Genomic DNA, 26369 nt, shown 5'->3' on the forward strand with positions numbered 1-26369 from the left:
GAAGGCGAACACGCCATCGCCTCCGGCCTTACGGTCCGATTCTATGGTGAAGACGGCCGGACTCTGCTGGTGGACGTCGCGAAGATGGCGCTGCCCGGTTGGCACACGGCAGTTGCGGAGGCTCTGTCCCTTGCCCTCGGGCCGACAGGACGCAGCAGAACGCTCAGCTCAGCGAAGGGACTGGTTACGAGGGTGCGATCCATGCTGCGATCCCTCTCGGAACTGCGGGATCCGCCGACCGGACCACCGTTGCTGGAGACCGCCCACCTCCAATCTGTCTACAACCAGCGCAGAGTAACGCAGAAGGACGTCTACGCCTGGCGAGGCATCGCACTTTTCGGACAGTTCCTGACGTTGCCACCGCTGGTCGATACGGTGAATTCATCAGTGATCGACTACACCTGCCGCCAGATCGGGCAGACCCGGATTGGCCAACCTGGCTACTCGGACGGAGAGTTCGATCGTATTCTCTCAGCCGCTCGGTCTGACATCACCGCATTGCGCGATCGGATTCGACTCTCGGAAGCTGCAATAGGACAAACGGGTGAACGGGAAGGCTTGGAGGGCGACAAAGAGCTCGTCGCGATTGCGGAATCAGGAGTCGTACCCCCGAGCCGGAGCTTCAGCGCGCACGTTGTCAGACTGGAGCTTGCGAGCCGGCTCTATATGACGATCCGGGACCTCGCGCCGATGCTCGTGTTGATGGTGGCGCTGACCGGCCGCAATATCGAAACCATCAAAGAGCTCCCCTGGGAACACAGAATCCTGGAGACACGCGCCGTCGAAGTTCGTGTCATCAAACGCCGCCGCGGCAATCACCGATGGTTCGAGACCGCGACGTGGGAGATCGGGCCACCGGGTCGCGAACTGCACTATCCCGGCGGTCTCTACCTACTGCTACACGAACTGACCACTCGCAGCAGGAACACTTCTGGCAGCGCATCCGTTTGGTCGATCTGGCGTAGCGGCCACAACACCGGCCTTCGCGGTATCGAAGAACATTTCGACCCATTCGCTCGCGAACTGACCGCAACAGCAATCAACCTTGCCGGATGGCGCACCCGGCATTGCCTCCACGCTGACGTCGTCGACGGAACGCCCCCGGCTCCGCTTGCGGTCACCGGCAACCGGATCAAGACCACGGCAGACGTGCGCCGTACCAAACAGATCGGCGGTCACCTCCCGTCCGCTGCCCGGAGCAACACCATCCCGGTTCTGTTCCGGAACTATCTACGCGGAGACCCGACAACACAGGAATGGGCACACACCGTTGTCGCGGCTGCCGTCAGCGACGCCGAATCGAGCGCTCTGGCAGCACACAGACGAGCGCTGCACGTTGCCGGAGGCACACTGAACGTGCAGCCGGAACGCTCCACCACCGATCCCGATGGTGAAACCCCGTCGACGCATGCAGACGCAGCCGATACCGCCTGGTCAGCGTGCCGGGATCACGAACACCATCCCGCCACCGGGAGAAGCTGTCGCGCATCGTTTCTCGACTGCTTTCACTGCGGAAACTGCGTGGTCACACCGGATCACCTTCCTGGACTGCTCGGATTGCTCGATGCGCTGGCGGCCCGCCGCGATCAGCTGTCGGAGGCCGATTGGTGGGTCCGATACGGACCGACGTGGGCGGCCATCCGCCATGACGTTCTCTCGAAGTTCAATCGGTCCGAGATCCTGGCGGCAACGGAGATCAAACCCACCGATGCACTTCTCGATCTCGTCGAATCACCATGGGAGCAAACATGACCAACGCCCACCCTCAACCGTCGACGTCGCATCCGTTCGACGAACGATGCGTATTGAACGGGCGGCCGGTGCGCCCGGAGACAGAACTCAGCCGAGCTTCCCGATTCGTAGACGACGTCTGGGATCTCAGTCCAGCTTTCTTTCAGCAACATCATGTTGCTCTGATCCTCGACTTCACATCCGTGCCATCTGTCTATCGCACCGTGGCCAAAGAACTTTTCATCGGGCTACTGGGCGGGCCTGCACCCGCCAGAGGACGCGGCTTACCGAAGGTAGCAACGATTGCCTCGATGTTGCCCACGCTACGCCACTTCTTCTCCTGGCTCGCCTCGCGACCCAACCTGCGCCAGCCGCTGCTATCGGAGTTGCAACCTTCCGATTTGATTGCGTACCAAATGCATTTGCTCGCGACGCAACCCACTCTCACGGTTCGTGATCGCTATCGCAGTTCGGTTCGGTCGCTCTATCGCTACCGCGGACTCATGGTTACCGATCAGCTGACTTTCGACCCGTACCACATCGATGGTTGGAGCGAGTCCGGCGACAGGAGCGGACCAGACAACGCGACCGCCAGAATTCCGGAGGCGGTGCTCGGACCCCTACTCACATGGAGTCTGCGATTCGTCGATGAGTTTGCATCGGACATTCTCGCGGCAGACCGCGAGTGGCGACGAGTTCGATTGGGACAAGGGTCAATTCCGCCCAAGACGAGACGATGGGTCAAGGAGGAGCTGGACCAACTCATAGCTGAATACCGTGCCGCGGACCGCCCACTACCGGGGCATAACGGACAACCGAGCATTCGCCACCTGTCCCGCATGCTTGGATGCGATCGCACGACCTTGCGGACCTACCGCCACCTCATCGAAGACACAGCTCGACTGGTCGGGGTCGACAACGACGTCTCGTGTGACGTGGTGATCAACGGACGGATCAACGGGTCCCCCTGGATCGACCGCATCCTGTTCAATCGACGTGATCGTCAAGCCGGGATCTTGCACCTGCTGTCGGCGCTGAGCGCAGCCTGCTACGTCATTATTGCGTTCCTGTCCGGCATGCGTGACAGCGAGATCAAGCATCTGCAGCGGGGCTGCATCAGCGTCAAACGTGACCCTCACGGCAGGCCCTACCGGTGGATGATGACCAGCCTCGCGTTCAAAGGTGAACGCGACCCCACCGGAGTGCAAGTGACCTGGGTTGTCGGCGCTCCGGCCGCCCGCGCCGTGGCGGTCCTCGAACTCCTCCAACCCGGTAACGAAACCCGGCTGTTCGCACCCTCAACTCATGGCACCGCAGTGCGGATCGGCAAAACCGCCGCCCACGTCAATTTGACCAAGACCACGAACGACCACATCAACAATCTGGTGTCCTGGATCGACGGCTATTGTCGCGCACATGGTCTCGCAGAGAACATACCGGCTGTGAATGCCCAAACCTGGCGGCTGACAACCCGCCAGTTCAGACGAACGCTCGCCTGGTTCATCGCACGCCAACCCGGCGGATCCATTGCCGGAGCAATTCAATATCGCCACCAAGCTGTCCAGATGTTCGAGGGCTACGCCGGCACATCGGATAGCGGTTTCCGCGCCGAAGTCGAGTCAGAGGTGGCCCTTGCCCGAGGGGAGGGTCTGATGGCAATGATCGATACCCATGAACACACCGATCTCGTTGGACCCGCCGCCGACGAAGCCCGCCGACGTCTGAGCGAGCTCGAGTCGAATATCCGATACCAAGGACAGGTCGTCACCGACCGGCGTCGGCACGACCGCTTGATACGCCGATTCGACCCAGCAATCTATCCAGGCCGATACGCCACCTGCGTCTACGATCCGGACAAGGCACTGTGCACACGCGCACAGAACCTTTCGGGCCAGAACGCGCCGACGCTCGGTGATTGTCGACCGCTCGAATGCCGCAACGTCGCGCTCACCTCAGGCAACCTCGACGAGTTGCGTTCGGAGAGCTCCGATATCGAGCGCGAGCTCGAACGAACACCGTCGCTGCCTCCGTTGCTGCAGCATCGACTACGGCAACGGAGTGAGCAGATAAATCAGTTCGTCGACCGACACGATCCGAACTCAATCCGATGAGTAAACGCATCGACCTCCCGAGCGAGCAGGACGTCCGTCGAGTGATGACAGAGCACCTCGAAGACGCAGCATCGGCCGGCGGCCGCGCCACTGTCATCGGCCTTGCCCGTCGACTGGGTCTGTCCAACGCAACCTTCTGGCGGCACTACCCCGCTATCGCTGCCGAACTCAGAGCCGCTTCCGTCGCAGCTCCCGTCGCCACACGGCATGACGACCGGACCGAACTCCTTGCCTCCAACAAGCGCGTGCAACGAGACAACGCGGCGCTGACTCAAGACCTCACCCTCGCACTGGCCGTCATCCAGCGGCTAACACTCGACAACCACGCCCTACGGAAAGAACTGGAAACAACGTCAGGGGTGATCTCCCTGCAGTCACGCTCGAACTCCGCGGACGCTGTCGTGGGCGCGTGTGGCCGGCAGGACCGCTAAGCCTCGATAAAGCTGCAAGATACTGGCGTCGGGGAGGAAGTATCCTCTGACCAGAATTGATTCGAGTTCTCACACAGCGAATCAGACCAGACCACCGAGTATGTTCACCGCTGTCCTTTTTGAGATGACTCGTTCAGCTTTTGACGTCGGACGGCAGATACACCAACGACAATGCTTGCGATCCCAGCCATGAGGACAAGCGTTGACAGCGGGTCAAATTCATGAGTCTCCACACGCGTGTCAAAATCCTGTGCAGCGCAACGCACGACGACCAGCGGTAGAAGGGGACGACTGGACTCGACGTCGACAGCCCCCGGATAAGCATTCTCGCAAATCTCTGAGGCCGAGCGACCGAGCCCAATCTGGCTGGTCGCCCCAAAAGCAACACCAACGAGCAAGACGCCGACTAGAACCAGCAGGACAGCTGGCCGTAGCCACCGAGAACCTGTATTGCTCATGCGTTCGAAGTCTAGCCGCCGTCGAGTTGGCGGCGGTCACGGTGACCGAATTGTGACCAAACTCGTGTTCGCGTGCCTCTCCAACGGTGGGCAAACTGACCGTACTGTTCGGTTCGTCCTTGATGCCCTTCACTGTGGGAGCTCCATGAAACCGAGCAGGTTACCTCTCAAGTCGCATATTGGCGATCCAAGCCCATTGATCAATGTCCGCTTCAGGCAGCATCGGACGCGAAACTAAATTGTCGCTCGAAGAATGTCACTTATCGGTGCGTTAATTACATCCCTTGCATTGCTAGTTTCTACACCTGGCGTTGCGAACGCCGATCAATTTCGCAACAACCAGTGGGTCCTCGGCTCCATCGAACGCGAATTTATCGATTTCCTTTCGGGCGCTAACCAATACGGCCAAGGCGGCACCTCGAGTATCGGAGAACCCACCAGTGGCGAGCTCTGGGCAGGAAACAGCAACGAGGGGCGGTGGCAGGAATTCGGGTTCACGAATCGCATTTACTGGTCGCCAAATGTCGACCCAAATAAAGGTCGTCAAATCGGCGGCTTGATCATGAACAAGTGGCTCAATTTGCCATCGCGTCAGTACAGAACGTATGTCAACGGCCCGTATCAATACGAGAAGCGAAGCGACGAACGTGGACGACTCGGCTACCCGGTCACACGTGAGAGCCCTGCTTCGGGCGGGCGATACAACAACTTCCAGGGCGGCGCGATTACATACAAGTTCGGAGCCACATCCGCCTATGCCACCTGGGGGAACATTCGCGATCAGTGGGCTGCGCAGAATTACGAGCTTGGACCCTTGGGCTTCCCGAGCAGTGATGAGTACCTGTGTCAAGATGGAACAACGTCCAATGATGGTTACGAGTCATATGGCGCTTCCGGACAGAACTTCCAGAACGGCCAGTATCTGACGTCAGGACGCAAGCCGCCGACATTGGGCTACAGCTCGGTCCTCTTCTCCAAACTCACCTATCAGTCATCTTCCCAATACACGACCGCAATTTCGCAGGCATCCACTGCTTGGAATGCACTTGGGAGCGTCCAGGTTACCCCCTATGACCCTGTGAACCCGACGCTCACTAATGTGGAAATTTCCGACGCCAACCGTCCGGACGTCACATGGGCCGGGCTATACAGCAACACCGACTTTGGGGTGGACACTATTCAAATGAATACAGCGAAGCTCGGTAACGCCAGTAATCAACGGAACGTTATGACACACGAGATGGGTCATGCGCTCGGTTTGGCGCACAACTGCAAAAGTCAGCTGATGGATCCGATTTCAAACTCATCGGTTTTTGCGCCGCAGTTCATGGATCAAGCCGCCTACCGTCAACTCTGGGGATGACATGATGAAGGTCAGAAGTTTAGGATCAAAGTACGGCAGGGTGGGCGTTGCGAGCTTATTCGCCTGCATTGTATTAGTTGGCTGCAGCACTTCGGCAGGCACGCAACCTGGAGATGCTGGCGCGACTGCCAGCGTGACTACGCGCACACAAGCAGTGGAAATGGACTCGGCTTTCGATGTGACAGACCCTCAGCAGCTTGCCGGTTGGGCCGACGCGGTCTTCGTCGGAACAGTGATTGAGCAAGTCGGTACGAAGGCAGTTGGGCCGTTTCCCGAGACGCAGTTTTCTGTTGAGGTGCTTCAGACCCTAAAGGGTGACGTCGCGGGCCAAATACTCGTCAATCAGCAAGGCGGGTATGGCACCGACGGTACGTTGTACTTACTGGACGATGACCCACTGATCGAGCCGGGAGCAACATACCTTATGTCGGCTGGCTTCTTGCCGTCCGAAAACTGGTACACGGTCGCTCCACGCGCGGGCAAAGTGACGTTGTCAGCAGAGGAAGTTGCTGCCGTCAGCGATGGAACTGCGCGGCGATCAACCGATGAGCCAGCGCCGGTCGCAACAATGCGAGATGCCATCGACAACGAGATTCCGTTCGATCCGAACCGCGAATCGGAGCCCGTCAGCTCCGAACCGCCAGTGCCACCAAGGTAGGTGTGTGTGACTTCAGTCGACTGGACCGGAAGCTGATCTTCACGTCCCACCAGTGCAGTTCGGGGGTGTATGCCTTATTCCCGAACTGCACTGACGTTTTAGCCTGTCTTGGCTGTCGACGGGCCAAATCCTCATCCGCGTTGGCTCCGCTACAGCGGCAGCTCATGGTCCGAGCCTGATTCGGGCAGGTATCGAACCTCGTTGGTGATGGCCCGAAACAGCGGGAGACTAATCGGATGCACAGTGGTCAGAGGCAAACCCCGTCTACAATATGTTGACCAGGACTCTCCGAGGTGGATCGACGATGCGGCGCGTGGGGGGATCGAAGCTCACGGGCCAGTTCTCGTACAGGTCGGGGGTCATTGTGCGACCGCCAATCGGTGCGGCCCATGTTCGGCGACTGCGTCGGTGACCGCGGGGGCCCAGCGCAAGCCGTGTTCGCCGAACATCGGTGCGGTGAGGGTGTAGCGGCCTGTGCGCTGGGTGATTCCGCGTCCGTGGACGGTGGTCTCGAGTGTGATCGAGCCGATGCGGCCCCTGCCTTGCTCGATGCCGCCGTAGCCGACCGGCCGAGAGAAAATCGTCAGATCGAGACCAGGCATTCGACCGTCCGTGATCGCGAATACCCCTGCGTGAGTGCGGTTTCGGGCCAGCAGGGCACGTGCGCGGGTCGGTGGTACGTCGCGACCGTGGACGGTGCTGATGACCAGATCGATCCCATCGATGCAGATATTGGCGGCGTCGAGAGGGTCTGCTTGACCGGGGTCGATCAGGGCGATCTTCGACAAGTCCCCGCCGTGTTCGTGGACGGCGAGGAGCCCGAACTTGGGTTGACCGATCAGGGCGACGTGGTGGCCGGCCGCGGTGGCGGTGGCGACGAGTCCGACGAGAATCGATCCGGCACCGGTGATCGACAGGGCCGTTCCACGGGCCAGCGCGCCGCGTGGCAGCAGTTCCGACAGCGGCATGGGCACCGGCAGGGTTTTGAGGGTTCGTGAGCGCACGGGGCCGCTCAGGGCCCGCTCATCGCCGTCGGTCGCGGCGGCCTGCGCGTTCGGCTGCGAGGGGGCGAATGCGGGCGAGTCGTCGGAGTCGACTGGTGCGTGGTCGCGGCGTCCGGGGATCGCGGCCATGCTGCGGCGAAGAGCGGCGAGCTGTGCAGCCTTGTCCAGGTTGGTCAGGTCGGGGATCGTGTCGGCGATACCGGCCATGAGTGCGACCTTTCGCCGAACGGATCAGTGCCCTCAATCTATGCGAACATACGTTCGATGTCGAACTACCTGCGTGTGCCCGAAGCTGGCCCTGGTTCGCGAACCCTAGCGGCGTTCGCGAGGTGGTCGAGGGAGAGTTCGGGGTCGGCCGTCAGGTGGCGATGTTCGGCGAGCAGACGCCTGACGTGATCGAGGTCCGCGCGCACGGCCGGGTCGTCGGGGTCGTAGCCCTCGTCGATGATGGCGGCGCGTTCGTCTGGGTCCATGTCTAGTTCGACGCAGCAGCGCCGGGCGCGGTTCCCGTGTCGTAGATCAGGTCGTCAGAGCCGTCGTAACGGAGGCGCGCGAGTTCACCATTTCCTGATCCTGCTCGCCGTGGCGAGCCGGTCCCTGGCTAGATTCAGGGACCGGCGCGCCCCTGGTGTCTTTATGGCCGCTCATAAAATCCCGTGCGGGCGGCGGTCACGACGGATAGATCACTTTCATGGCGGCCAGCAAGCTCAGACTGTCCGAGTCCAGGTAGATGGACCAGTAGCTGTCGACGAGCGCGAAGTGGATTCCCAACCCCGAGCCGCCCCGAGCAAGAACCTGAAGGGTCTCGTCGTATCCGATGGTCAGTTCCGAGTTGTAGGTCCCTCCTGCAATCGCGTCGTACCTGTCCCGCAGATCGGTGACGACCATCGCCGGCCAAACCGGTACTGACCTTTTTCTCAGATCCTCTCGCAGTTGCTGGACCGTCGGCGAGTCGTCTGCGTTGTCTGCTGCGGCGATCAAATCCTCGCTTCGGACCTGCGGCTTTTCTATAGTTTGCACTGCTCCGGCACCGCGGTACACCCCATCCAGGTCCGCGCCGGAACGGAGGTCGTCGAAGCTCAGATTTGCGATAGACAAGTTGTTCTCGATTACCGCAAGCCTGCTCGGTACAACCCGAAAAGTAGCTGCCTCATCGTCCGGATCGGCACTTGTATCCACAACGAGCACTGGATGTTCCGGCTCGTCACATGCCCGCTGGTCGACTACGAAGAGATAGTCCGGCGGCGGAGATTCCACCAAGCCGACAATGCGTGACACCGACATGTCGGCAAACTCCGGGTCGTCGACCGTCGTCAGAAAGGCTTGAGCCTCATAACCACTGTCTTGCACGTGCGACGCCTGGGCATCTCGCGCAACCTGCGCCCAGGCACCGTCATCGCCGAAGTACGTACGGATGAGCAGGGATTGGCCCTCTGGCAGAGTTGGCATGGCACCGACTCTAGTCGTTCACAACCGTGAAACCGATGCAGTTGCGAGGGACCGAACATTCGATGCTCAGGTCAATTGTTGACGAGTTGGCTGGCTCGCTGAAATGTCACGCCGAGAAGCGATCCGATATCTCGGACGGGTACCTGAGCGGTGGCGAGCTTCTTCGCGAAGGCCTCGGTGCTGGCTTTGACGCGGGCTTCGTCCTCGGCCAGACGTGCTCGCTGTGTCGCGATCTCGGCGATGTGGACCGCGAGATCCTCTCCCCCGGGTTCGAGCTGGATGTGCTGCTCGATCTCGACATCGGCGAGGGCGACTCCGGTTTCGAGGGCGATGAGTTCTTTCGCTGCGGTGTGGACATCGTCGATGCGACGGGCTTGAGTGAGGGCGTCGAGTTCGGGGACGGCGATCATCCACCACTTGCCGTCTCGGGTCACCGACACCGTGTAAGTTTTGCTCACTGCTGTGCCTCCTTCATGGCTGCGAGGATCTTGCGGTAGACACCGGGCGAGATCGTCCGGTGCCCATCGGGCACAGTCACTTTGACTGCGCCGTCGGCCGAGACCCACGTGCTGTGCGATCCGACCGTGCGGACCGAGGTGAACCCGGCCGCTTTGAGGGCCTTGACCACTTTCCGCGTGGGCTGCTCGGTAACCATGACTTTAGTCTAGTCGATTGGACATTTTCTAGTCAAGTCGACTAGACGAAATAAGGTCGAGTAGCGGTGGCGTGGTCGACACGGGAGGAAGTGCCTATTACGCATTTCCTCATCTGGTGCATCTGCCTGCGGGTTCGGTCTGGTTAGAGTGGCAGTCGACAGCAATGTGTTTCCATTCGAGAGAGGCCGCATAGAACCGTGGCGAAAAAAATATTCACCCAATTGGTCGACGATATCGACGGCTCGGTCATCGACGACGAATCAGGCGAGACAATCGAATTCTCCGTCAACGGCGTCGACTACCTCGTAGACCTGAAGGCAAAGAACGCCAGCGAGTTTCACCGCAAGATCGGCTACTACATCGAGCACGCGACCCGCGTCGGCGGGCGTAAGCGTCGGCACTCCCCCACCTCCACGGCTCCATCTGCTGCACCCTCGAACAGCGGGGCCACACGTAATCCGGCTCAGACCAGAGCTGTCCGGCAGTGGGCCGCAGACAACGGTTACGAGATCAGCGATCGCGGCCGCATTCCCGCTGCTATCGAAGACGCATTCAACGCTGCACACTGATCATTACTTCAGGATCACCGCGCGAACTCGACGGTGTATCCGGCCTGACCGTCGATCGACAGGCTGTACTTGCACACCACCGAGCGTTGTCATGTTCGAGCCTTCCTTCCTTCGCAACTACGGATACGCCGTCATTTGCGGGCCCCGCTCCTGCAGACCCCCGCTTGAATGCCAGCAGACGAAACGAGGTGAAGTTCACCGATCAGTCAGCCGCGGGCTTGGGGAACCTGGGAACAAACTCCCGCCGGAATCGGCGCAGCCTCTTCACAAATGTCGAGATGAGAATAAACGCAACAAAGACGGCGACCATGACACCGGTGACGATCTGCAGCCAATCCGCGGCACCACAAATGGTCGCAATCACCACTGCAATCACGCCACTGATCATGGAGTTCACGACTCCGACGATGACGGCGGATCCGCCGAACAGATGAAGGACTCCGATGCGCCGTCCGAAACCGTATGTCTGGAGGAGACTGGCCCAATCATCGTGATACCCGGTGACGAAGTACGGCTCGAGGCCAGGCAACAGATCTAGGTACGCGTGCCGCAGACGGTTCATACCAATGACTAACCAAAGATCTTCGAGGTCAGCTTCTAGCAACCTCGTGTACGTCGACAACCCAACTAACAAAACCAGCGGTAGAACGAGCGAGGCAATGACTCTGAAATTCTGCCCGAATCCAGTTGCCTGGACCATCAACGAAAGGGCAACGACGGATGCCGAGACAATCGCCAGGAACGTTCCCGTGCGACTGAAGATTTCCTGCCAGAGTGCCCCCCGAGCGGCGAGAAGGCTCCAGTGCTCGACGCCGAGGATCTGGGCGTTCAAGGCGTCGGGGCCCCTATCCGCAACTGGTCGAGGCTCAGGAAAAGGTGGCGTAGCCGGGTTCTTCATGTCGTCCTAACAGGTCGAATCGAAGGCCAGCTTCCTGCCCGGCTCAGTGCGGCAACCGTGCGATCGCGGGCAAGGGTCGCTGGGCAATGTCATGAGGTTACGCCGCCGCGCAGTGACCTACCGGCTTCCGGCCCGCAGATCTTCGAGGCGATGCAGACAGTACAGAAACTTGGTGCCACGAAGCCGAACATAACAGAATTTGGACTTGACGGTCCACAAAAAGCTGGCACAGTAGCTTCCGCGTGCAGGCAGTCGAAGAGTCGTTCACTGCGGACGAGAGCGCACCGGAAGGACTGCAACGATGAGCGATGAGCGGCCAGAGGAAACAGGCCGACGGTCACCGGAAACCGTCACCCCCGCTGAGACTGCCGGTATTCACGGCCACGAGATGTCCGGGCACTCCGGTCATGCCGTCGGCCGAGAGATGTTCGCGTGTCCGCACTGCGGGCACCAACTCAGCATGTTCAGGGAGTCGCGGTCCAGCCCCGGAGACAAGGCTGCGGCGTGGGTGGCCGGCGTCGCCGGATCCTGGCCCTTCCTGCTGATCATGTTGCTGTCCATCTTTGCGTGGTTCGTGATCAACGCCATCCGGCCGATCTTCGATCCGGAGTCGTCAGCCATGCTCGACTATCTGGGAACGGTTCTGGCGATCATTGCTGCCTTGCAAGGACCGCTGATCCTGCTTTCTCAACGCCGCGAGTCCGATCGTGACCGCGCGCGAGACATCGAGACCTTCGTGATTTCACAGAACACCGAGGCCGACCTGCACTCGATCGGTTCCGCGGTCACCACCGCCCTCGAACAATGGGAACGAGATCGAGCCTTACATGCTTCGGTCGAGCCTGAACGCACTTGTGAAGGTGATGACTGCAAATAGGAGACGGACAGTTGCCCTTCCGGATCAATGGCCAACGAGCCGCCGGTCCCTCCGGAGACGGCCCGGCAGGATCTGGCCGACGGCTTCGACGCGTGGCAGCGCCACTTCTCCGACGGTCTGCAGCGAATGCAGCGCTCCGGTGAACTGAGGCAGGAGGCCGATACCGACGACCCGGCGACGTGCCTGTTTGCATCGACTCGAGTCACGAACTGCCGCCGAATCGTTCGGTACGGATCCGCGCTGCATCGTGGCCGAGGTCGACAAGCCACCCGGTGACGGCTTCCACGAACGGCGATGGCCCGCAAACGAATACGCGCGGAGACCGTGATGCGGCGAACGTCCGCTCGGCGATCGTATTCCGGGTCAACCGCCCGCCCTCCTGGAATCCAGGTGCGGACTGTCGGGTGTGCACGATGTCGACGGTAGTTCGTGTCAACCCTACGAGCTCGTCGGCGAACATCTCGTCTCGCGGACTGCGGACCGAGTACAACAACCGACAGTCGGAGCTGTCCGCCTCGCGTTCGCGTGCGGACGCAATCGCGAACAACGGCACGACTCCGGATCCGCCCGCGATGAGCTGGATAGGAGAGCGGTCGGTATCGGAGCGGGACCAGACGAAAAAGCGTCCGAGAGGTCCTTGCACCTCGACATCCTCACCCTCCGCGAGGTGACGTACGAGAAACGGTGACACCTCGCCCGTGGGCAGTTCCTGGACCATCAGAACCACGCGAGTTGACTCACCCGAGGACGCAAGAGAGTAGGACCGAGACGCCTGGTATCCGTCCGGTGCCGTGAGCCGGACATCCACATGAGCTCCGGCGTCGTTACCGGGCCACGTCGGCACATCCAATTCGAGGCGCACGGCCGATGGATTCTCGAAACGCCGACTGATCACCCGCCCGAGATGCCACTGGACGCCGCTCGAGGTTGTCACGAGTAGCGCTCTTCCCGCCATGGGTCGCCCCGAAGGTGGTAGCCGTTCTGTTCCCAGAACCCCGGTTCGTCCGAGGGCAACATCTCCATTCCGAGAACCCACTTCGCGCTCTTCCAGAAGTAGAGGTGGGGCACCAGGAGTCGGGCCGGACCGCCATGTTCGGGTGTGAGTGGTTCTCCTTCCGCCTCGGTGGCTATCCAGGCCTGCCCATCGAGGAGATCTTCGAGCGGCAGGTTCGTGGTGTAACCGCCGGAGCTATGAACCATCACGTAGTCGCAGCTGGTCTCGACATCGTCGAACAACAGGTCCAACGAAACACCCCGCCAGGCCATGTCCAGCTTGGTCCAGTGAGTGACGCAGTGAATATCGGTGACGATGTTCTCGACGCCCACCTTCTGCAGCTCATGCCAGTTCCACCGGTGTGCGACTTTGTCCTCGGTCGTGATCGTAAAGCTCCATTGGCTCTCGTCGATTGCCGGCGTCGGTTCTATCGAGAGCACCGGCCAGTCGTGGGCGAGGGTCTGCCCGGGGGGCAGTCGAGCGTCGGTGGACCTTCGCTGATTTCCGAAACCACTGTTGATAACTCCCACGACTGCACCTTTCCTCGGGCATTCACTACCGCGGCCTACGCGAACGGAACCGAAAACTGTTTCATATCACCGAGCGTCGAGTTGGACCGGAAGTCTGGAGTCGTGCTCCGACAGCCGTGTCGGGGAACGGTTGAGCTCCTCGGCGAACGCCCTCGGCGCGGGTCCTCGCGCAGCTCACGGTCCCCTTCCTGTTTAAGTACCCAAATATGGACTTTGGGGTCCAGTTTTGTGACTGGAATATATCGGAAAACCTAGGACTTTCGCGGCGAATATTGCTTTTCCAACGGGTTTCTCACTTTCGATCCAGCCTGGAGCTTACGGCAGATAGCCAGGAATATCTGGACCCATAGGTCCGTTAAACGATACGATGGCGCGGCCGCCGCGCCATTCGCAAGGAGGAGCCCACGTGATGACGAACGACTACCGCAAGACTCCTGAGTCGGTCAGCCGCCTCAACGACATGCAACTTCGGGTGACGCAGCAGGGCGGGACCGAGCCGGCGTTCCGCAACGAGTACTGGGACCACCACGAACCGGGCATCTACGTCGACATCGTCTCGGGTCAGCCGCTGTTCTCGTCCACCGCCAAATACGACAGCGGCACAGGATGGCCCAGTTTCACCGCCCCCATCGACGCCGCCGCCGTTACGACCGAGGTGGATCGGACATACGGGATGAGCCGCACAGAGGTGCGCTCGGCAGGTGCCGACAGCCACCTCGGGCACGTGTTCCCTGACGGACCGAAACCCGGCGGCCAGAGGTACTGCATGAACTCGGCCGCAATGCGCTTCGTACCCGCTTCCAGGCTGGTCGAAGAAGGGTACGGCGACTTCGCCACGTTGTTCGACACCGACCAAAATTCCTCGAACGGAGCGGCCTCATGACCAACGAGATCAACAACACCGAGACGATCACGAGCGGCGCGACAGCGGAAACGGCCGTCCTGGCCGGCGGGTGCTTCTGGGGGATGCAGGACCTGATCCGCCGTCATCCCGGGGTACTCGGGACCCGCGTCGGATACACCGGCGGACATAACGAGCATCCGACGTATCGCAACCACCCGGGCCACGCCGAAGCCATCGAGATCGTGTTCGCCCCCTCAGAGACGACCTATCGCGACATCCTGGCGCTCTTCTTCCAGATCCACGATCCCACCACGCTGAACCGACAGCGAGGCGACCGCGGCACCAGCTACCGGTCCGCGATCTTCCCCGTCACACCGGAACAGGAGCGGATCGCCCGCGACACGATCGCCGATGTGGACGCGTCGGGTTTGTGGCCAGGTAAGGCGGTCACCACGATCGAGCCGATCGGCCCTTTCTGGGAGGCTGAGCCCGAGCATCAGGATTACCTGCAGAAATATCCGAACGGCTACACCTGCCACTTCCCCCGCGATGGTTGGGTGCTGCCTGATCGGAGTTCGTCGGGCGCGGGAGCGTAGCGGTCGTCCGGTCGGGCGCGGGCCATCTTTCGGCCCGGCCCGGCCGCGAAGCCCTGATCTCGACACCGGTGTAGTTAGCCTGGGGAGATGACCGACAGCGTTAGCGGCTCTCGCCCGCGCCGCTTGACCACGCGCGGTGCCGCAACGAAGGCACGAATCGTCGATGCGGCCGATCAGTTGATGTACGAGCGCGGTGTTGCTTCCACGACCCTGGCCGACGTCCGGGCCGCGAGCGAAACCTCGAAGTCACAGCTCTACCAGCACTTCGCCGGAAAGCGCGCACTTGTGTTGGCAGTCGTCGAGGTCCGCGCCGACGCAGTGCTGTCACAACAGCGCCGTCGTCTCGAGAGGATCGAGTCATTTCGCGGACTCGAACTGTGGCGTGACTGTCAGTTTCAGAAGACGGCTGCACGATGTCAGAAGTGCACTGCAGTGCAACTCCGAGTTCTCGAGCACACGTCCGGCCTTATCCAGTGAGCGCTGCGATCCCTGACTGGATAGCGCATTGATGGTGAAATTTCCCATCAAGTTTTACTGGCCGTCGGTGAGCTGCGGGTCTAGCGCCGCGGCCGGCCATGGACGGCTGTTGTCGCGCGAAGTGCTCGATCGGACACTTGCGGCATGGGCGGCGAGAAAGTTGTCGACGATTTGGATGCAGTCGTCGGCGTGGATGTGGCGCAGTCCTGTGAGGCGAGCGAACACTATCGGTCCGAGGAGCTGAATGAGGGCGAAGGTGGTGTCGATCTCGCCGAGCACAGCGCGAGCGTCAGGCGCCGTCAGGATCTGATCCAGGGACCTGCGGTATTGCTCTATGACACGGGCCCGAAGCGAGACCACCGCGCCAGGATCGAGATCGCGCCGGCTGGCGTCGCCGCTGTTGACGGGCCCCATTGCCAGCCAGGCCAGCGTGGTCATCTGCACCGGAGCTTGGTCGATGAGGTCGGCTTGGGTGGTGAGCAACGAAATCAGACGTTCACGTAGCGGACCGGTATCGATATCGGTGTCGACTGGGGGTAATAGTCGCTCGAAGGTTGCAGCGAGCAGGTCAGTGGTACTTCCGAAATGTCGGTACAGAGTGGCACGTGCAACCTTCGACATGCGGGTGACCGCCTCCACGGTGACCGCCTCCACACCGCCGGTGGACAGCAGCTGACCGGCCGCTTCGAGTAACCGGTTACGTGAGCGCGCCAGCCGGGGGTCGGCCGAGCCCTCGGTTGCAACGAGAGGGTCGACCATGAACGGGCTCCGCTCCATTTGACTGACAAGACATGTCCTCGATTGATCATTCTGTCACACCCGCAGAGTTGTGATACTAATAGTCTCGAACCGAGACGATCAGTCTCGAACTGGGAGGCTGGCCGTTGAACGAACGTAGATCCGACTCTGCCAGCGTCGCTCGATGGAGCGGTGCCCAGTGGTGGATGTTGATTGTGTCGTGCATGGCAGTCGCGTTGGTGGTGGCCGCAATGGCAGCATTGTATTCAGCGTTGCCCCAGATCGCGGTCGCGACAGGGGCGACGCAAGCCCAACTGACCTGGATAGTCGACGGTTATACGTTGGTTTTGGCGTGCTTCGTTCTGCCTGCCGGTGCGATCGGTGACCGGTACGGTCGCCGGGGGGTGCTCGTGGCGGGGTTGGCGTTGTTCGCTTTCGCGTCGGCATTGCCCTTGTTTCTCGCCGACCCGGCGTGGCTGATCGCTGCTCGCGCGTTGGCTGGGGCGGGTGCGGCGCTGGTCATGCCCTCGACGCTGTCGATACTGACCGCGGGATTTCCACCGGCGCATCGCGGCCGCGCTGTAGGTGTGTGGGCCGGGGTTGCTGGATCCGGGGCGGTCCTGGGCATCCTCGGGGCTGGTGTGCTGCTCGAGCAGTGGTCGTGGACCTCGGTGTTCGTCGGGTTGACCGTCGCCGGAGCGGTTCTGGCCGGGTTGGCATGCAGTATCGCGGAGTCCCGCCAGCAGGAGCATCCACCGGTCGATTGGGTGGGCGCGGTGACCGTAGTTGTCGCGGTCGGGGCGATCGTCTTCGCTGTGATCGAGGTTCCGGCCCGTGGCTGGTCGGATTCGCTCGTCGCCATCAGCACTGCGGTGGGCTTGTTTGCGGTTGCGGTGTTCGTCGTCGTAGAACTACGTTCCTCGGCACCCCTACTCGATGTCCGGTTGTTCGCCCGCCGTGGTTTCGGTGCCGGCGCGCTGTCTGTCTGTATCCAATTTCTGGTGACCTTCGGGGTGTTCTTGCTGTTGGTGCAGTATCTGCAGTTGATTCTCGGTTATGGACCGCTCACCGCCGCGTTGGCGTTGACCCCTATGGTCGTGCCGCTCATCGTGATCTCGGTGATTGCACCCTGGCTGTCGAACATTGTTGGGCTGCGGGTGATGACCACTGTAGGTCTGCTCACCATCGCGGCGGGACTGGTGATGGTGAGCAGACTGACCGTCGCGGCGACTTACCCTGACCTGCTGTGGCCCTTGCTCATCATGAGTGCGGGTTTGGGGTTGTGTACCGCCCCTGCGACTTTCGCCATCGTCTCGGACACTCCTGAGGCCAAGCACGGGGTGGCTGCCGCGGTCAACGACGCAGCTCGCGAAATCGGTGCCGCGATTGGGATTGCGGTAGCCGGTAGCGTGCTCGCGGCCGGTTACGTTCAGCACATTCAGCCGGCTCTGCCCCAGCTACCCGAGCCTGCCCGTGGTCCGGTGGCCGATTCTCTGGCCGCCGCGTTACAGGTCGCCGACCGCGCAGGACCAGCTGGTCAGCCGCTGGCCGAGTTCGCCAGAGCCGCATTCGTACACGGAAGTGGTCAGGCGACACTGTCGTTGGCGGCGCTGACCGCCGCTGGGGCACTCGTCCTCGCCGTCTTTGCGCCAGGTAGACGCAGCCGTACGACAGCCACCGCGGGTGATGGACGTCGGTGAAGGTCGGCCAGGGTGTCTATTCTTCGGTGTGATTCGTGTCCGTGGCCCGGAGTTGGGCTCGGGCTTGGGACTGCATGAAGTGTTCGACCTCGACCACCACGAACAGGGCAGTAGCGGTGGCTACCGAGCGGCCCTGCGCATCGTCCATCGTGGCCGTGAGATCCAGTTTGCGCCCATCACGAGACCGAACGGCAGCACGCAATACGTATGGAGTGCCGAGCAGAACCGGCGCCAGGTAGTCGAGCTCGAGACGCCGCGTCACGGCGAGCTCACCCACTGTGTAGAGCAGGAAGCCGAACAGATCGTCGAGAACGGTCGCCACCGCGCCTCCGTGTGCTATCCCGGGTGCCCCGACATGACGTTGATCGAACACATGGTGAGCCACCACGCCGTTCTCGTCACGCTGGACCGACAGGGCGTGGCCGTGCGGGTTCTGCGGCCCACAACCAAGACAGTCGGGGTGGTGGGGCGGTAGATCAGGCGAGTCGAAACTCGTGCTCCAGAACGAGCGCGCCCAGTTCTCGACAGCCGGGCCGGCCGACCCGCTGACCTCGTCCGGAACTCTTTTCATGGTCGGACCTCTCTGTCGTGAAAAAAAATTGTGCCGAGTCTGTCGCGTCATCGTGCGCTCGGCCTGCACCGCTGTTAGTTTCGATAGATAAACTGCACTATGTCAGAAGTGAACCGCGCGTTGAAAACGTCGGCGAGGTTGCAGATGAGGGTCATCCACCCCGCAGCCCAGTGGCTGGCGTCGTGATCTGATCGGCCCAGGGATTCGGACACTAGACCCGCTTGGAATAGGGATCTACAAGCATGAGCAGATCGCGTCGATCTTTCAGCACCGAGTTCAAAGACGAACTGTGCCGAGAGGTCATCGACTCTTCCAAGCCGATCAGTGAGGTCGCCAGGGCGTACGGTGTCGGCGACGACAGCTGCAGCACAGTGCGATGCGCCCCGTGTACCGCGCGCCATCGAACGACGGTGGGCATCATCTCGTGATGGCGGACAGCGAGCGTGAAGCAGACTCCAGGGACTCCACCAGGATCAGCTCGAGTTCCGACAGTCTGGCAGCCGACACGGCCACCGCAGCTGCGCGTGTTCGTACATCGAGACCGCGTTGTGTTCCGGCGCGGGCAGTTTCGGTCCAGGCCTGGGCGCAGTGATCGGCGGCCACCGCGAGGTCTGCGGTAGCGGGATCACCGGTCAGACGTGCAATCTCGGTACAGCCGTCGGCGAGAAGCCGACGAAAGAGCCCGCCTCCGGTTCCGGCCTTTTCGATGAAGATACCGAGACTGAACAGCAGCGTCTCGAGGTCATCGGGCGGAAGGTCGACCCAGCTCTTGACGTCGGTTGCCAGCTGGTCGACCGCGGCCAAACCGTCGGCACCGGCTGCTGGTATGTGGTCGGCTATTCCCGGTGTCGATGGGGCGTGCATGCTGGCGGCGGATCGGGCGAAGGCCGCGGCCGCGGCAGTCGACACGGGCGGCAGTGTCTGCGGCCACGTGATTCGGTACGTGCAGTGACGTGTCGGTTGCGGGAACGAGGTGGAAGATCGCGCCCGAGCCAGCGCGTCGAGCGGGATCTTCTGCACGTCGGCCCGATCGTTGTCGACGACCGAGGCAGTCCCCCCGATCTCGTCGTAGCCGATCACCACGATGTCGTGGCGACTCATCTGCAGTTTCACCCGTAAGTAGGGCAGCTCAGCGATATCGGCCCAGACCAGACTGGGTCTTCCCGCATCGATGTCGTCGCGAACCCATGACCATCCCTCACCGGGATCGTCGGTCGTGAGAACCTCGACTTGTCCGCCGAGCCTGCGCGGTAAGTCGATCTCGAAGTCGGCACCGCGGCCGACCAGGTACATCGGTGGGACCAGGTCGTCCGATCGCAGGTAGGACAAACCGAGATCACCACCCAGTGCGAACACCAACCCCTCGTCGGGTGGTCCGTCCCATCCCAGACCGTGCCACTGGAGAAGGTCTCGCATTGCACCTGACCCGCAGTGCCCTCCCATCCGGTGGGGATAGTTCTCGATCAGAGTCGTGGGGGTCACTGTGGCTGCCTTTCGGGTGGTTGGTCGAGCGCGCGTGTCGGCATGCTCAGCTGTTCTGGATTCTGTCGAGATACGTTCGGCGAGCAGTCATGTCGACGTCCGCGAGGAACACCGAATCTGTGTTCAGGGCCGCACCCAGTCCGGTCGCCAGCCGCCGGGGGACGAATTTCACCGCCGCGACCATTGCGCCTGCGAGACGGGTGACGCGGACGAAGGGGCGTGGATTCTCGATCAGATCTGCTGTCGCGCGGGCGATTTCCTCCGGCTCGGCGTTGCGTAATCCCTTTGCGCCGGCGGTTCCGGCGACGAGTTCGGTGTTGGTGAACGTCGGGCGGACTGTGGACAGTCGAACCCCTGACTTGCGGTACTCCAGTCGTGCGGCCTCTGTGAATCCGATGACTGCGAACTTGGTAGCGCAGTAGGTCGCCAAACCAGGTACCGCGAGCTCGCCGGCCAATGACGCAGTGTTGATGATGTGTCCGGTGCGGCGCGGCAGCATGCGCTGAAGAGCCAGTTTGGTCCCGAAGATGACACCCAGGACGTTGATCTCGACTTGACGCCGGGTTACTGCATCGTCCTCTTCGTGGGCGTGGCCGGTAGGCATGATGCCCGCGTTGTTGATCAGGATGTCGAGGGGTCCGAGTTCACGTTCGACCAGGTCCAGAAACGTTGTGAACGAGTCAGGTTCGGTGACGTCGAGTCGGGTGACGACCTTCACCCCGAGTTCGGCGGCGGCCTCCTTCGCACGTGCCTCGTCGATGTCGCCGATGGCGACCCGGTGGCCTCGTCGAATCAACTCCTTCGCTGTCTGATAGCCGATGCCGCGAGCTCCACCTGTGATCGCCACGGTCCTGGCGGGGGTGTGAGGTGCGTTGTTTGTCATCTGCTGCGCTCCTTGCATAGATGAGAGACATCGGTAGACGCCTGTCGGCCCGCTCTCGCGGTAGCGGCTGCGCACACGGGAGAGGGATATGGGTATCGCGCGTCGTCTCGTGCCCGGGGAGGCGTTCGGATCGGTCGTTCATCGCCCGCAGCCGCAATTCCAGCGGCAGAGCGAGTCTCGTCTGTTCGGTGCAACTTCCGGTGTCGGCCTTACCACGGCCGCGGCGACGAGACAGTCATGTGGCACAGCTCTGCCAGCAGGTATCGGCTCACCCGATTCGAAGGTGTCCGAGGCGGTCCGAGTGTTCACGATCGCGATTGTTCGCGGAGAGAGCTCCGACCGATCGGCAGTCGGCCGCGATACGGGGTTCGGCGCGTATGTTCTCACCGCTTGTGTTCATCGAGACTCCCGCGGAAGGTTTCGATCCCCGGGAGTTTCGTCCGGCCGGGTGCGGCCGGTGAAAACATCATCGAGTGGGTGAGCGCCCGTGAAGATCGTGGGGCCGTAGGCGTGCCGAAGCACCGTCAAGATCGCGTTCAAGGGTAGGTCGTCGAAGACTCCTCGCTCGCGGACATACTCCATGTGCTGGGCTCCGTCTGCGGTGAAGGCATGCATGAGAGCATCGCGATCGCCGTCGAATTCCACTGGCGGCACGCCGAAACGAGCGCACAACTCGACATTGAATGCCGGCGTGGCCTTCAACCACCGGCCCTCGATGTAGAGGCGACTGTAGCCGTGGTAGACGAACAGGTCGGTGCCGCCCATCAGCGTGCGCAACGTCTCGGTCTGCAGGTGATTTCGGACGTCGGCGAAGCCGAGCAGTGCTGGGATACCCGCCGCCCGGCACACTGCGGTCAACAGCACCGCCTTCGGGACGCAGTAAGCGCGCCCGGCCTCGAGGACGAAGCTCGCTCGATAGTGGGCCGGATCGTCCGACACGGTGTATGGGTCGTACCAGATTCGGTCGCGGACGGCGGCGAAGAGGCGTCTGGCCTTGTCACGGTCGCTGCTCGCATCTCCGATTGCCGCGGCGGTGAACGCCCGCACGGATTCGTGCTCGATGTCGAGGAAGTCCGTTGCTCCCAGGTATGCGTGTGGTGGCTGCGTAGTATGTGCTCCGGGCGGGCGGTCTGTCATGGTCATCGCTGATGTTCCCTTCTCTGAGCAAACCGGTTGCTGTTGTGTGCACAACGACCGAAGGATCGGTCAGTTGCGCGCGAGTCCGCCGAGCATCAGGTCTTCGCGTTGGACGGGGAGTCGCTGGGCGATCACCCGTTTGCTGTACATGAACTCGCGCGGGCGACCTATGCAGTCGGCGGCAATGAGCTCACCGGCCTGGAGATAGAAGCAACTGAAATCACTGTCGCGGGTGGGGTCACCGCTGAGAACCACTTCGTCGTATCCAGTGTTGAGGCCGGCGATCTGCAGCTTGAAGTGATACTGATCCGACCAGAACCACGGCAACGCTTCGATTTTTCTGGACTTCCCGCAGGCGGTCGACGCAGCGACTTTGGCCTGCTCTCCTGCGCTCGAGACGGACTCCAACCGTAGTCGACGGCCGTAACGGGCCATGTCGTGGCTCGCGCAGTCCCCCGCCGCCATGATGTCGGGGTCGTTGGTCCGAGTGTGATCGTCGATCACGATGCCGTTGTCGATGACAAGACCCGCATCGGCGGCGAGGTCGGTGTTCGGCTCGACGCCGACACCGACGATGACCAGATCTGCGGGGATCGATTCTCCGCTGGCCAAGGTGATTTCACGAACCTCACGGTCACCGGACAGGCCCTGAACCATCGCGTTCGTTCTGATGTCGACTCCCTGTTCGCGATGTATCCGCTCGAAGAACGTCGATACCTCGGGAGCAGTGACCCGCTCGAGCACACGCCCAGTTGCCTCGAGGACTGTGACCTGTACGCCCAGTGCGCGCAGCGATGCCGCTGTCTCGAGTCCGATGTAGCCGCCTCCGACGATCACCACCCGCTGGCCAGGGCCGGTGGCCATACGTATCCTCTCGACGTCCGCTGCGGTGCGCAGGTAGTAGACCCCGTGGAGATCGGCCCCGGGAACGGTGAGCCGACGAGGGCGGGCTCCCGTGCACAGCGCGAGCTTGTCGTAGGCCAGCTTCTCCCCGGTGTCGAGAACGACGTTGCCTTCCGACCGAACGATGGTCTCCACCTGCGCGTTCAGGAGCTGAATACCTTGCTTGGAGTAGAAGTCCGTGCTGCGAATGGCGATATCGTCGAGTACGCATTTGCCCGCCAGGTATGCCTTCGACAGCGGGGGGCGTTGATAGGGAGCGGCAGACTCGTTACCGATGAGGACGATGTCGCCTGTCCAACCTTCTTGGCGCAAACTAGCTGCCAGTTGTGCCCCAGCATGGCTTGCGCCGACGATGATCGCCCGTTGCGATGTCATACGCTGGAAGTAGGCGTCAGGCGCACCATCATCTTGCTGATGCCCCGCACGAAATTCGACTGAACATACTCGGGGTCGCCGACGACCTCGATGTTCTCGAAGCGGGGAAGCAACTCCTCCCACAGAATCCGCAGCTGCATTTCGGCCAGCCGATTGCCCATACACCGGTGCACACCGAATCCGAACGCGATGTGATTGCGCGCATTGGCACGATCGATGATGAAATCATCAGGATTCTCGAAAACGCGTTCGTCGCGGTTACCCGAGGCATACCACATCACCAATTTGTCACCCTTGCGGATGAATTGTCCGTTCAGAACGGTGTCGGCTTTGGCGATTCGGCGCATGTACGCCAAGGGTGTTTGCCATCGGATGATTTCCGAGTTCATGTTGGGGATCAAATCGGGATTGGCCTTCAATTTCTCGAACTGGTCGGGGAATTGGTTCAACGCAAGAACGCCACCGCTCATCGAGTTTCGCGTGGTGTCGTTGCCACCGACGATCAGCAGGACGAGGTTGCCCAGAAATTCCATCGGACGATCGATCAGATCCTTGGTGTCCTCGTTGCTCTGCAACATGGTGATCAGATCGAAACCGGACTCTTCCCCTGCAGACCTCCTGGCTGCTTTGTCATGCCAGAGAGCGCTGAGGCCACGGGCCATGTCACGCATGCCTTCGAACACCTCGTCGTTGTCCGAGGGCCCACCGTTGGCTTGCTCCATCGAGGTTGCCAAATCGGACCAGTAGACGAGTTTGCGGCGTTGTTCGTAGGGGAAATCCAGAAGAGTTGCGAGCATCCGAGCTGTCAACTCGATCGAGACATTCTGCACCCAGTCGAACGGCTCGTTCAAGGGGAGGTCGTCCAATACCTCCCGTACGCGCGATCGGATCAGTCCCTCCATCTCCCGGAGGTTCTTCGGTGCGACAACCCCCTGGACGGCAGCGCGCTGCTTGTCGTGGTGTGGTGGGTCCATCGCGATGAACATCTCGATATCGAGAAACCGGGGCGGAACGCCGATGACGATGAACGGTTCGGCCGAGAACACAGCGTGATTCTTGTCGACGGCCACGATATCGGCATGGCGCGTGACCGACCAGAACGGGCCGAACGGACTATTGGGTTGGTAGTGCACCGGTGCCTCGTTCCGCACGCGCTCGAAGTACGACTGCCACCGCCCTTGTCTGTAAAGAAAGGGGTTACTGAGGTCGATGTCGGCGAGCTCGACATCCTCGACCGGTGGGATGGGACTTTCGACGAAGATCTTCTTGCCATTCGTGCCAGTCACCCACCGTCGGGTCTTGTCGTACAAATGAGCGCCCTGGATCTGCAGCCCTATCGGGATGGTCGACTGGACCTTGTCGGCGATCGACTCAGAAACTTTCATGCTGTCGTGCCTGCCTTTCGCACATCACAATTGGAATTCAGGTGTTCGAACGATCAGGCCATCCCACGCTTCCGAGGCCACCATCTGGCACGACAACCGAGACGTGGGTTCACGCTCGGGGTTCATCGCCAGCATCTCCTCCTCGTCGGCGCCGGACAGACCCACCTCTCCTGACCACTGCGGGTCGACGATCACATGGCAGGTGCCACAGGCCGTTTCGCCCCCACAGTCTCCATCGATCCCCGGCACAGCATTGTCGGTTGCAATCTGCATCAGCGAGCGACCTTCGACCAGAGCCGCCTCGTGCTTCTCACCATCGTGGGCGACGAAAATTACAGCTGCCATGTCAACTCCTCGTTTTCCGGCGTGATTGACGAAAGTGTCGTCGCAAACGCGGGTGACGGCTATGTTCGGTGGAGTCATAAACTTGTGAATTCGGGTCAAAGGGGTCACCGTGAAGCTGAGCGACGAGGGCGTGCCACCGCTTGCGTTCGTTCAGTTGCTCGAACGCCGCGCACTCGACCCTGACGCCGCCGCGCGGCTTCGTGTGATCATGCACCGCGAAGGAACCAGTGAAGCGACGCTCATTCAGCATGACGTTCAGGCACCGATACGGTGGTTTCGGGAGGTCTATCCCGAACTCGATATCGCCCAGGCCACTCGACTCGGATTTGCGTTTGCCGAGCAGGCCCAGTTGACATCGTTCGGGCCTCTGAGTTCACCTTTGATCAGCGCTGGTTCGGTCGCCGAGATCGTCGATCTCCTGACATACCTACCATTGATCTCCACGGCGTTGAAGTCGCAGTTCCACACCGGCGACTACGGTCTGATCGTCGGGCTCACTGCGCACACAGGCGATTCCGCACTGGACTGCTTGGTCATCACCTACGGTGGGTCGGCGTTACTACGACTGCTGGACATGCTCGCCGGTGACATATCGCCGGTGACACTCCATCTGAGCTGGCCGGAGCCGGCCGAGGTGAGCCACGACGAAGGTCCGGGGGCGAATCGCCGGTTCTTCGACGCTCCGATTTCCTTCGTCCACGTACCCGAGGAGACCCTCAACAAGGCTTGTCGCTTCTCGGACCCCCTCGCATATCGTCTCGCTATCGCTGATCTGCAGCGAACACTCGCCCAGCGGAGTGGGTCCATGTCATCCGCCGAGAAGGTGAGGCAACAGTTGGAAAAGGACCTCGGACAGCGAACCAACCATGATGTTGCACAAGCATTGTCGATGTCGAGTAGCACGTTGAAACGGCGGCTTGCCGAAGAAGGAACCACCTATAGCAAGGTGCGCCACTCGCTGCTGTACGAGCGCGCGATGCTACGGCTCCTCGACCGATCGGTTTCGGTCAGCGAGATCGCTACCGAACTCGGATACAGCGACCTCGCCAACTTCTCTCACGCCTTCAAACGCTGGACCGGACGCTCTCCGAAAGATTTCCGAAATCCCCGACTCTCAGACGACCCGGATTCGACGTAGACCCCGCAGAACGGGGTCGAGATCGATGCCTCGTTCGTTCGCGGCCTGATCGATCTTCATCTCGGA

The 26369-nt window shown here is 61.4% G+C and carries 30 protein-coding genes and 1 pseudogene; 14 read left to right on the forward strand and 17 right to left on the reverse strand.

What is annotated here, in order from left to right:
• The first annotated feature begins 666 nt into the window (after nt 1–666).
• From CH256_RS27610 to CH256_RS07920, 5 genes are all read left to right on the forward strand, one after another.
• On the forward strand, nt 667–1752 hold the full coding sequence (locus tag CH256_RS27610; protein WP_141216343.1) for a hypothetical protein: 1086 nt from the start codon (nt 667–669) through the stop codon (nt 1750–1752).
• Nucleotides 1749–3842: a hypothetical protein gene (locus CH256_RS28350; RefSeq protein ID WP_032386825.1), complete on the forward strand. Its 2094-nt coding sequence runs from the start codon at nt 1749–1751 to the stop codon at nt 3840–3842. The genes CH256_RS27610 and CH256_RS28350 overlap by 4 nt, the downstream gene beginning before the upstream one ends.
• Nucleotides 3839–4273: a hypothetical protein gene (locus tag CH256_RS07910; protein ID WP_094610795.1), complete on the forward strand. Its 435-nt coding sequence runs from the start codon at nt 3839–3841 to the stop codon at nt 4271–4273. The genes CH256_RS28350 and CH256_RS07910 overlap by 4 nt, the downstream gene beginning before the upstream one ends.
• A gap of 711 nt (nt 4274–4984) precedes the next feature.
• Nucleotides 4985–6094 carry a matrixin family metalloprotease gene (locus CH256_RS07915; protein ID WP_094610794.1) on the forward strand — a complete coding sequence of 370 codons (1110 nt, stop codon included), beginning with the start codon at nt 4985–4987 and terminating at the stop codon, nt 6092–6094.
• 160 nt (nt 6095–6254) lie between these two features.
• Nucleotides 6255–6752 carry a hypothetical protein gene (locus CH256_RS07920; protein ID WP_008720607.1) on the forward strand — a complete coding sequence of 166 codons (498 nt, stop codon included), beginning with the start codon at nt 6255–6257 and terminating at the stop codon, nt 6750–6752.
• A gap of 359 nt (nt 6753–7111) precedes the next feature.
• Here CH256_RS07920 and CH256_RS07925 read toward each other — a convergent pair whose 3' ends face one another.
• The 5 genes from CH256_RS07925 to CH256_RS07945 all read right to left on the reverse strand — a co-directional run bounded on the left by CH256_RS07925 (nt 7112) and on the right by CH256_RS07945 (nt 9860).
• Complete coding sequence (locus CH256_RS07925) at nt 7112–7963, reverse strand: hypothetical protein (RefSeq protein WP_094622985.1); 852 nt, start codon at nt 7961–7963, stop codon at nt 7112–7114.
• Between the two features lie 65 nt (nt 7964–8028).
• Nucleotides 8029–8229 carry a hypothetical protein gene (locus CH256_RS27615; protein WP_094724361.1) on the reverse strand — a complete coding sequence of 67 codons (201 nt, stop codon included), beginning with the start codon at nt 8227–8229 and terminating at the stop codon, nt 8029–8031.
• A 196-nt stretch (nt 8230–8425) separates the two neighbouring features.
• The gene (locus CH256_RS07935; RefSeq protein ID WP_052056699.1) at nt 8426–9205 is read right to left on the reverse strand and encodes a DUF6924 domain-containing protein; all 780 of its coding nucleotides are present in this window, start codon (nt 9203–9205) and stop codon (nt 8426–8428) included.
• Nucleotides 9206–9276: 71 nt separating this feature from the next.
• Complete coding sequence (locus CH256_RS07940) at nt 9277–9663, reverse strand: hypothetical protein (RefSeq protein ID WP_032385459.1); 387 nt, start codon at nt 9661–9663, stop codon at nt 9277–9279.
• A complete protein-coding gene (locus CH256_RS07945) occupies nt 9660–9860 on the reverse strand; it encodes a type II toxin-antitoxin system HicA family toxin (protein WP_008720157.1) in 201 nt (66 codons plus the stop codon). The genes CH256_RS07940 and CH256_RS07945 overlap by 4 nt, the downstream gene beginning before the upstream one ends.
• A gap of 198 nt (nt 9861–10058) precedes the next feature.
• Here CH256_RS07945 and CH256_RS07950 point away from each other — a divergent pair, with 198 nt between their 5' ends.
• Nucleotides 10059–10430 carry a histone-like nucleoid-structuring protein Lsr2 gene (locus CH256_RS07950; protein ID WP_032385460.1) on the forward strand — a complete coding sequence of 124 codons (372 nt, stop codon included), beginning with the start codon at nt 10059–10061 and terminating at the stop codon, nt 10428–10430.
• 202 nt (nt 10431–10632) lie between these two features.
• On the opposite strand, the gene CH256_RS07955 is transcribed toward CH256_RS07950, so the two are convergent.
• Nucleotides 10633–11262: a hypothetical protein gene (locus tag CH256_RS07955; protein ID WP_052056700.1), complete on the reverse strand. Its 630-nt coding sequence runs from the start codon at nt 11260–11262 to the stop codon at nt 10633–10635.
• A gap of 471 nt (nt 11263–11733) precedes the next feature.
• Entirely contained in the window at nt 11734–11877 is a 144-nt protein-coding gene (locus tag CH256_RS28015; RefSeq protein ID WP_176456965.1) for a hypothetical protein, read from the reverse strand.
• Between CH256_RS28015 and CH256_RS28020 the strand changes: the two genes are divergently transcribed.
• Nucleotides 11876–12205 (forward strand): DUF1003 domain-containing protein, encoded by a 330-nt coding sequence (locus CH256_RS28020; protein ID WP_176456964.1) that lies wholly within the window; start codon nt 11876–11878, stop codon nt 12203–12205. The two genes, CH256_RS28015 and CH256_RS28020, sit on opposite strands and share 2 nt — an antisense overlap.
• 27 nt (nt 12206–12232) lie before the next feature.
• Nucleotides 12233–12481, forward strand: coding sequence for a hypothetical protein (locus tag CH256_RS28960; protein ID WP_371828738.1), 249 nt, complete (start codon nt 12233–12235; stop codon nt 12479–12481).
• On the opposite strand, the gene CH256_RS07970 is transcribed toward CH256_RS28960, so the two are convergent.
• Nucleotides 12408–13139, reverse strand: a complete 732-nt coding sequence (locus CH256_RS07970) for an FAD-binding oxidoreductase (RefSeq protein WP_170949168.1) — start codon at nt 13137–13139, stop codon at nt 12408–12410. The two genes, CH256_RS28960 and CH256_RS07970, sit on opposite strands and share 74 nt — an antisense overlap.
• Nucleotides 13136–13729 (reverse strand): molybdopterin-dependent oxidoreductase, encoded by a 594-nt coding sequence (locus CH256_RS07975; protein ID WP_032385462.1) that lies wholly within the window; start codon nt 13727–13729, stop codon nt 13136–13138. The genes CH256_RS07970 and CH256_RS07975 overlap by 4 nt, the downstream gene beginning before the upstream one ends.
• A gap of 409 nt (nt 13730–14138) precedes the next feature.
• On the opposite strand from CH256_RS07975, the gene msrB reads away from it, so the two are divergent.
• From msrB to CH256_RS07990, 3 genes are all read left to right on the forward strand, one after another.
• Nucleotides 14139–14612 (forward strand): peptide-methionine (R)-S-oxide reductase MsrB, encoded by a 474-nt coding sequence (gene msrB, locus CH256_RS07980; RefSeq protein WP_032385463.1) that lies wholly within the window; start codon nt 14139–14141, stop codon nt 14610–14612.
• On the forward strand, nt 14609–15169 hold the full coding sequence (msrA, locus tag CH256_RS07985) for a peptide-methionine (S)-S-oxide reductase MsrA (RefSeq protein WP_032385464.1): 561 nt from the start codon (nt 14609–14611) through the stop codon (nt 15167–15169). Before msrB ends, msrA begins: the two co-directional genes overlap by 4 nt.
• An 87-nt stretch (nt 15170–15256) precedes the next feature.
• Nucleotides 15257–15646: a TetR/AcrR family transcriptional regulator gene (locus tag CH256_RS07990; protein ID WP_179272030.1), complete on the forward strand. Its 390-nt coding sequence runs from the start codon at nt 15257–15259 to the stop codon at nt 15644–15646.
• Between the two features lie 54 nt (nt 15647–15700).
• Here the strand turns inward: CH256_RS07990 and CH256_RS07995 are convergent, their stop codons facing one another.
• Nucleotides 15701–16405 (reverse strand): TetR/AcrR family transcriptional regulator, encoded by a 705-nt coding sequence (locus CH256_RS07995; protein WP_032364248.1) that lies wholly within the window; start codon nt 16403–16405, stop codon nt 15701–15703.
• Nucleotides 16406–16608: 203 nt separating this feature from the next.
• On the opposite strand from CH256_RS07995, the gene CH256_RS08000 reads away from it, so the two are divergent.
• On the forward strand, nt 16609–18084 hold the full coding sequence (locus CH256_RS08000) for an MFS transporter (protein ID WP_371128951.1): 1476 nt from the start codon (nt 16609–16611) through the stop codon (nt 18082–18084).
• Between the two features lie 16 nt (nt 18085–18100).
• Here the strand turns inward: CH256_RS08000 and CH256_RS08005 are convergent, their stop codons facing one another.
• On the reverse strand, nt 18101–18655 hold the full coding sequence (locus tag CH256_RS08005) for a PaaI family thioesterase (protein ID WP_032364186.1): 555 nt from the start codon (nt 18653–18655) through the stop codon (nt 18101–18103).
• A 242-nt stretch (nt 18656–18897) separates the two neighbouring features.
• Here CH256_RS08005 and CH256_RS28520 point away from each other — a divergent pair.
• A pseudogene (locus tag CH256_RS28520) lies at nt 18898–19017 on the forward strand (transposase); the annotation flags it as partial.
• Between the two features lie 55 nt (nt 19018–19072).
• On the opposite strand, the gene CH256_RS08015 reads toward CH256_RS28520, so the two are convergent.
• From CH256_RS08015 to CH256_RS08040, 6 genes are all read right to left on the reverse strand, one after another.
• On the reverse strand, nt 19073–20137 hold the full coding sequence (locus tag CH256_RS08015; protein WP_032382558.1) for a BtrH N-terminal domain-containing protein: 1065 nt from the start codon (nt 20135–20137) through the stop codon (nt 19073–19075).
• Between the two features lie 46 nt (nt 20138–20183).
• Nucleotides 20184–21020 (reverse strand): SDR family oxidoreductase, encoded by an 837-nt coding sequence (locus CH256_RS08020; RefSeq protein ID WP_032364247.1) that lies wholly within the window; start codon nt 21018–21020, stop codon nt 20184–20186.
• 396 nt (nt 21021–21416) lie between these two features.
• Nucleotides 21417–22157: a transglutaminase-like domain-containing protein gene (locus tag CH256_RS08025; protein ID WP_032370982.1), complete on the reverse strand. Its 741-nt coding sequence runs from the start codon at nt 22155–22157 to the stop codon at nt 21417–21419.
• A gap of 69 nt (nt 22158–22226) precedes the next feature.
• The gene (locus CH256_RS08030; RefSeq protein WP_032370840.1) at nt 22227–23435 is read right to left on the reverse strand and encodes an NAD(P)/FAD-dependent oxidoreductase; all 1209 of its coding nucleotides are present in this window, start codon (nt 23433–23435) and stop codon (nt 22227–22229) included.
• Nucleotides 23432–24820 (reverse strand): cytochrome P450, encoded by a 1389-nt coding sequence (locus tag CH256_RS08035; protein WP_032364182.1) that lies wholly within the window; start codon nt 24818–24820, stop codon nt 23432–23434. The genes CH256_RS08030 and CH256_RS08035 overlap by 4 nt, the downstream gene beginning before the upstream one ends.
• Before the next feature lie 24 nt (nt 24821–24844).
• Nucleotides 24845–25165, reverse strand: a complete 321-nt coding sequence (locus CH256_RS08040; RefSeq protein ID WP_024793405.1) for a 2Fe-2S iron-sulfur cluster-binding protein — start codon at nt 25163–25165, stop codon at nt 24845–24847.
• A gap of 109 nt (nt 25166–25274) precedes the next feature.
• Between CH256_RS08040 and CH256_RS08045 the strand changes: the two genes are divergently transcribed.
• A complete protein-coding gene (locus CH256_RS08045) occupies nt 25275–26303 on the forward strand; it encodes a helix-turn-helix domain-containing protein (RefSeq protein WP_052047647.1) in 1029 nt (342 codons plus the stop codon).
• The last annotated feature ends 66 nt before the right edge of the window (nt 26304–26369 follow it).

Origin of the sequence: Rhodococcus sp. 05-2254-6 (genome assembly GCF_002258565.1) — a bacterium.
GTDB lineage: Bacteria > Actinomycetota > Actinomycetes > Mycobacteriales > Mycobacteriaceae > Rhodococcoides.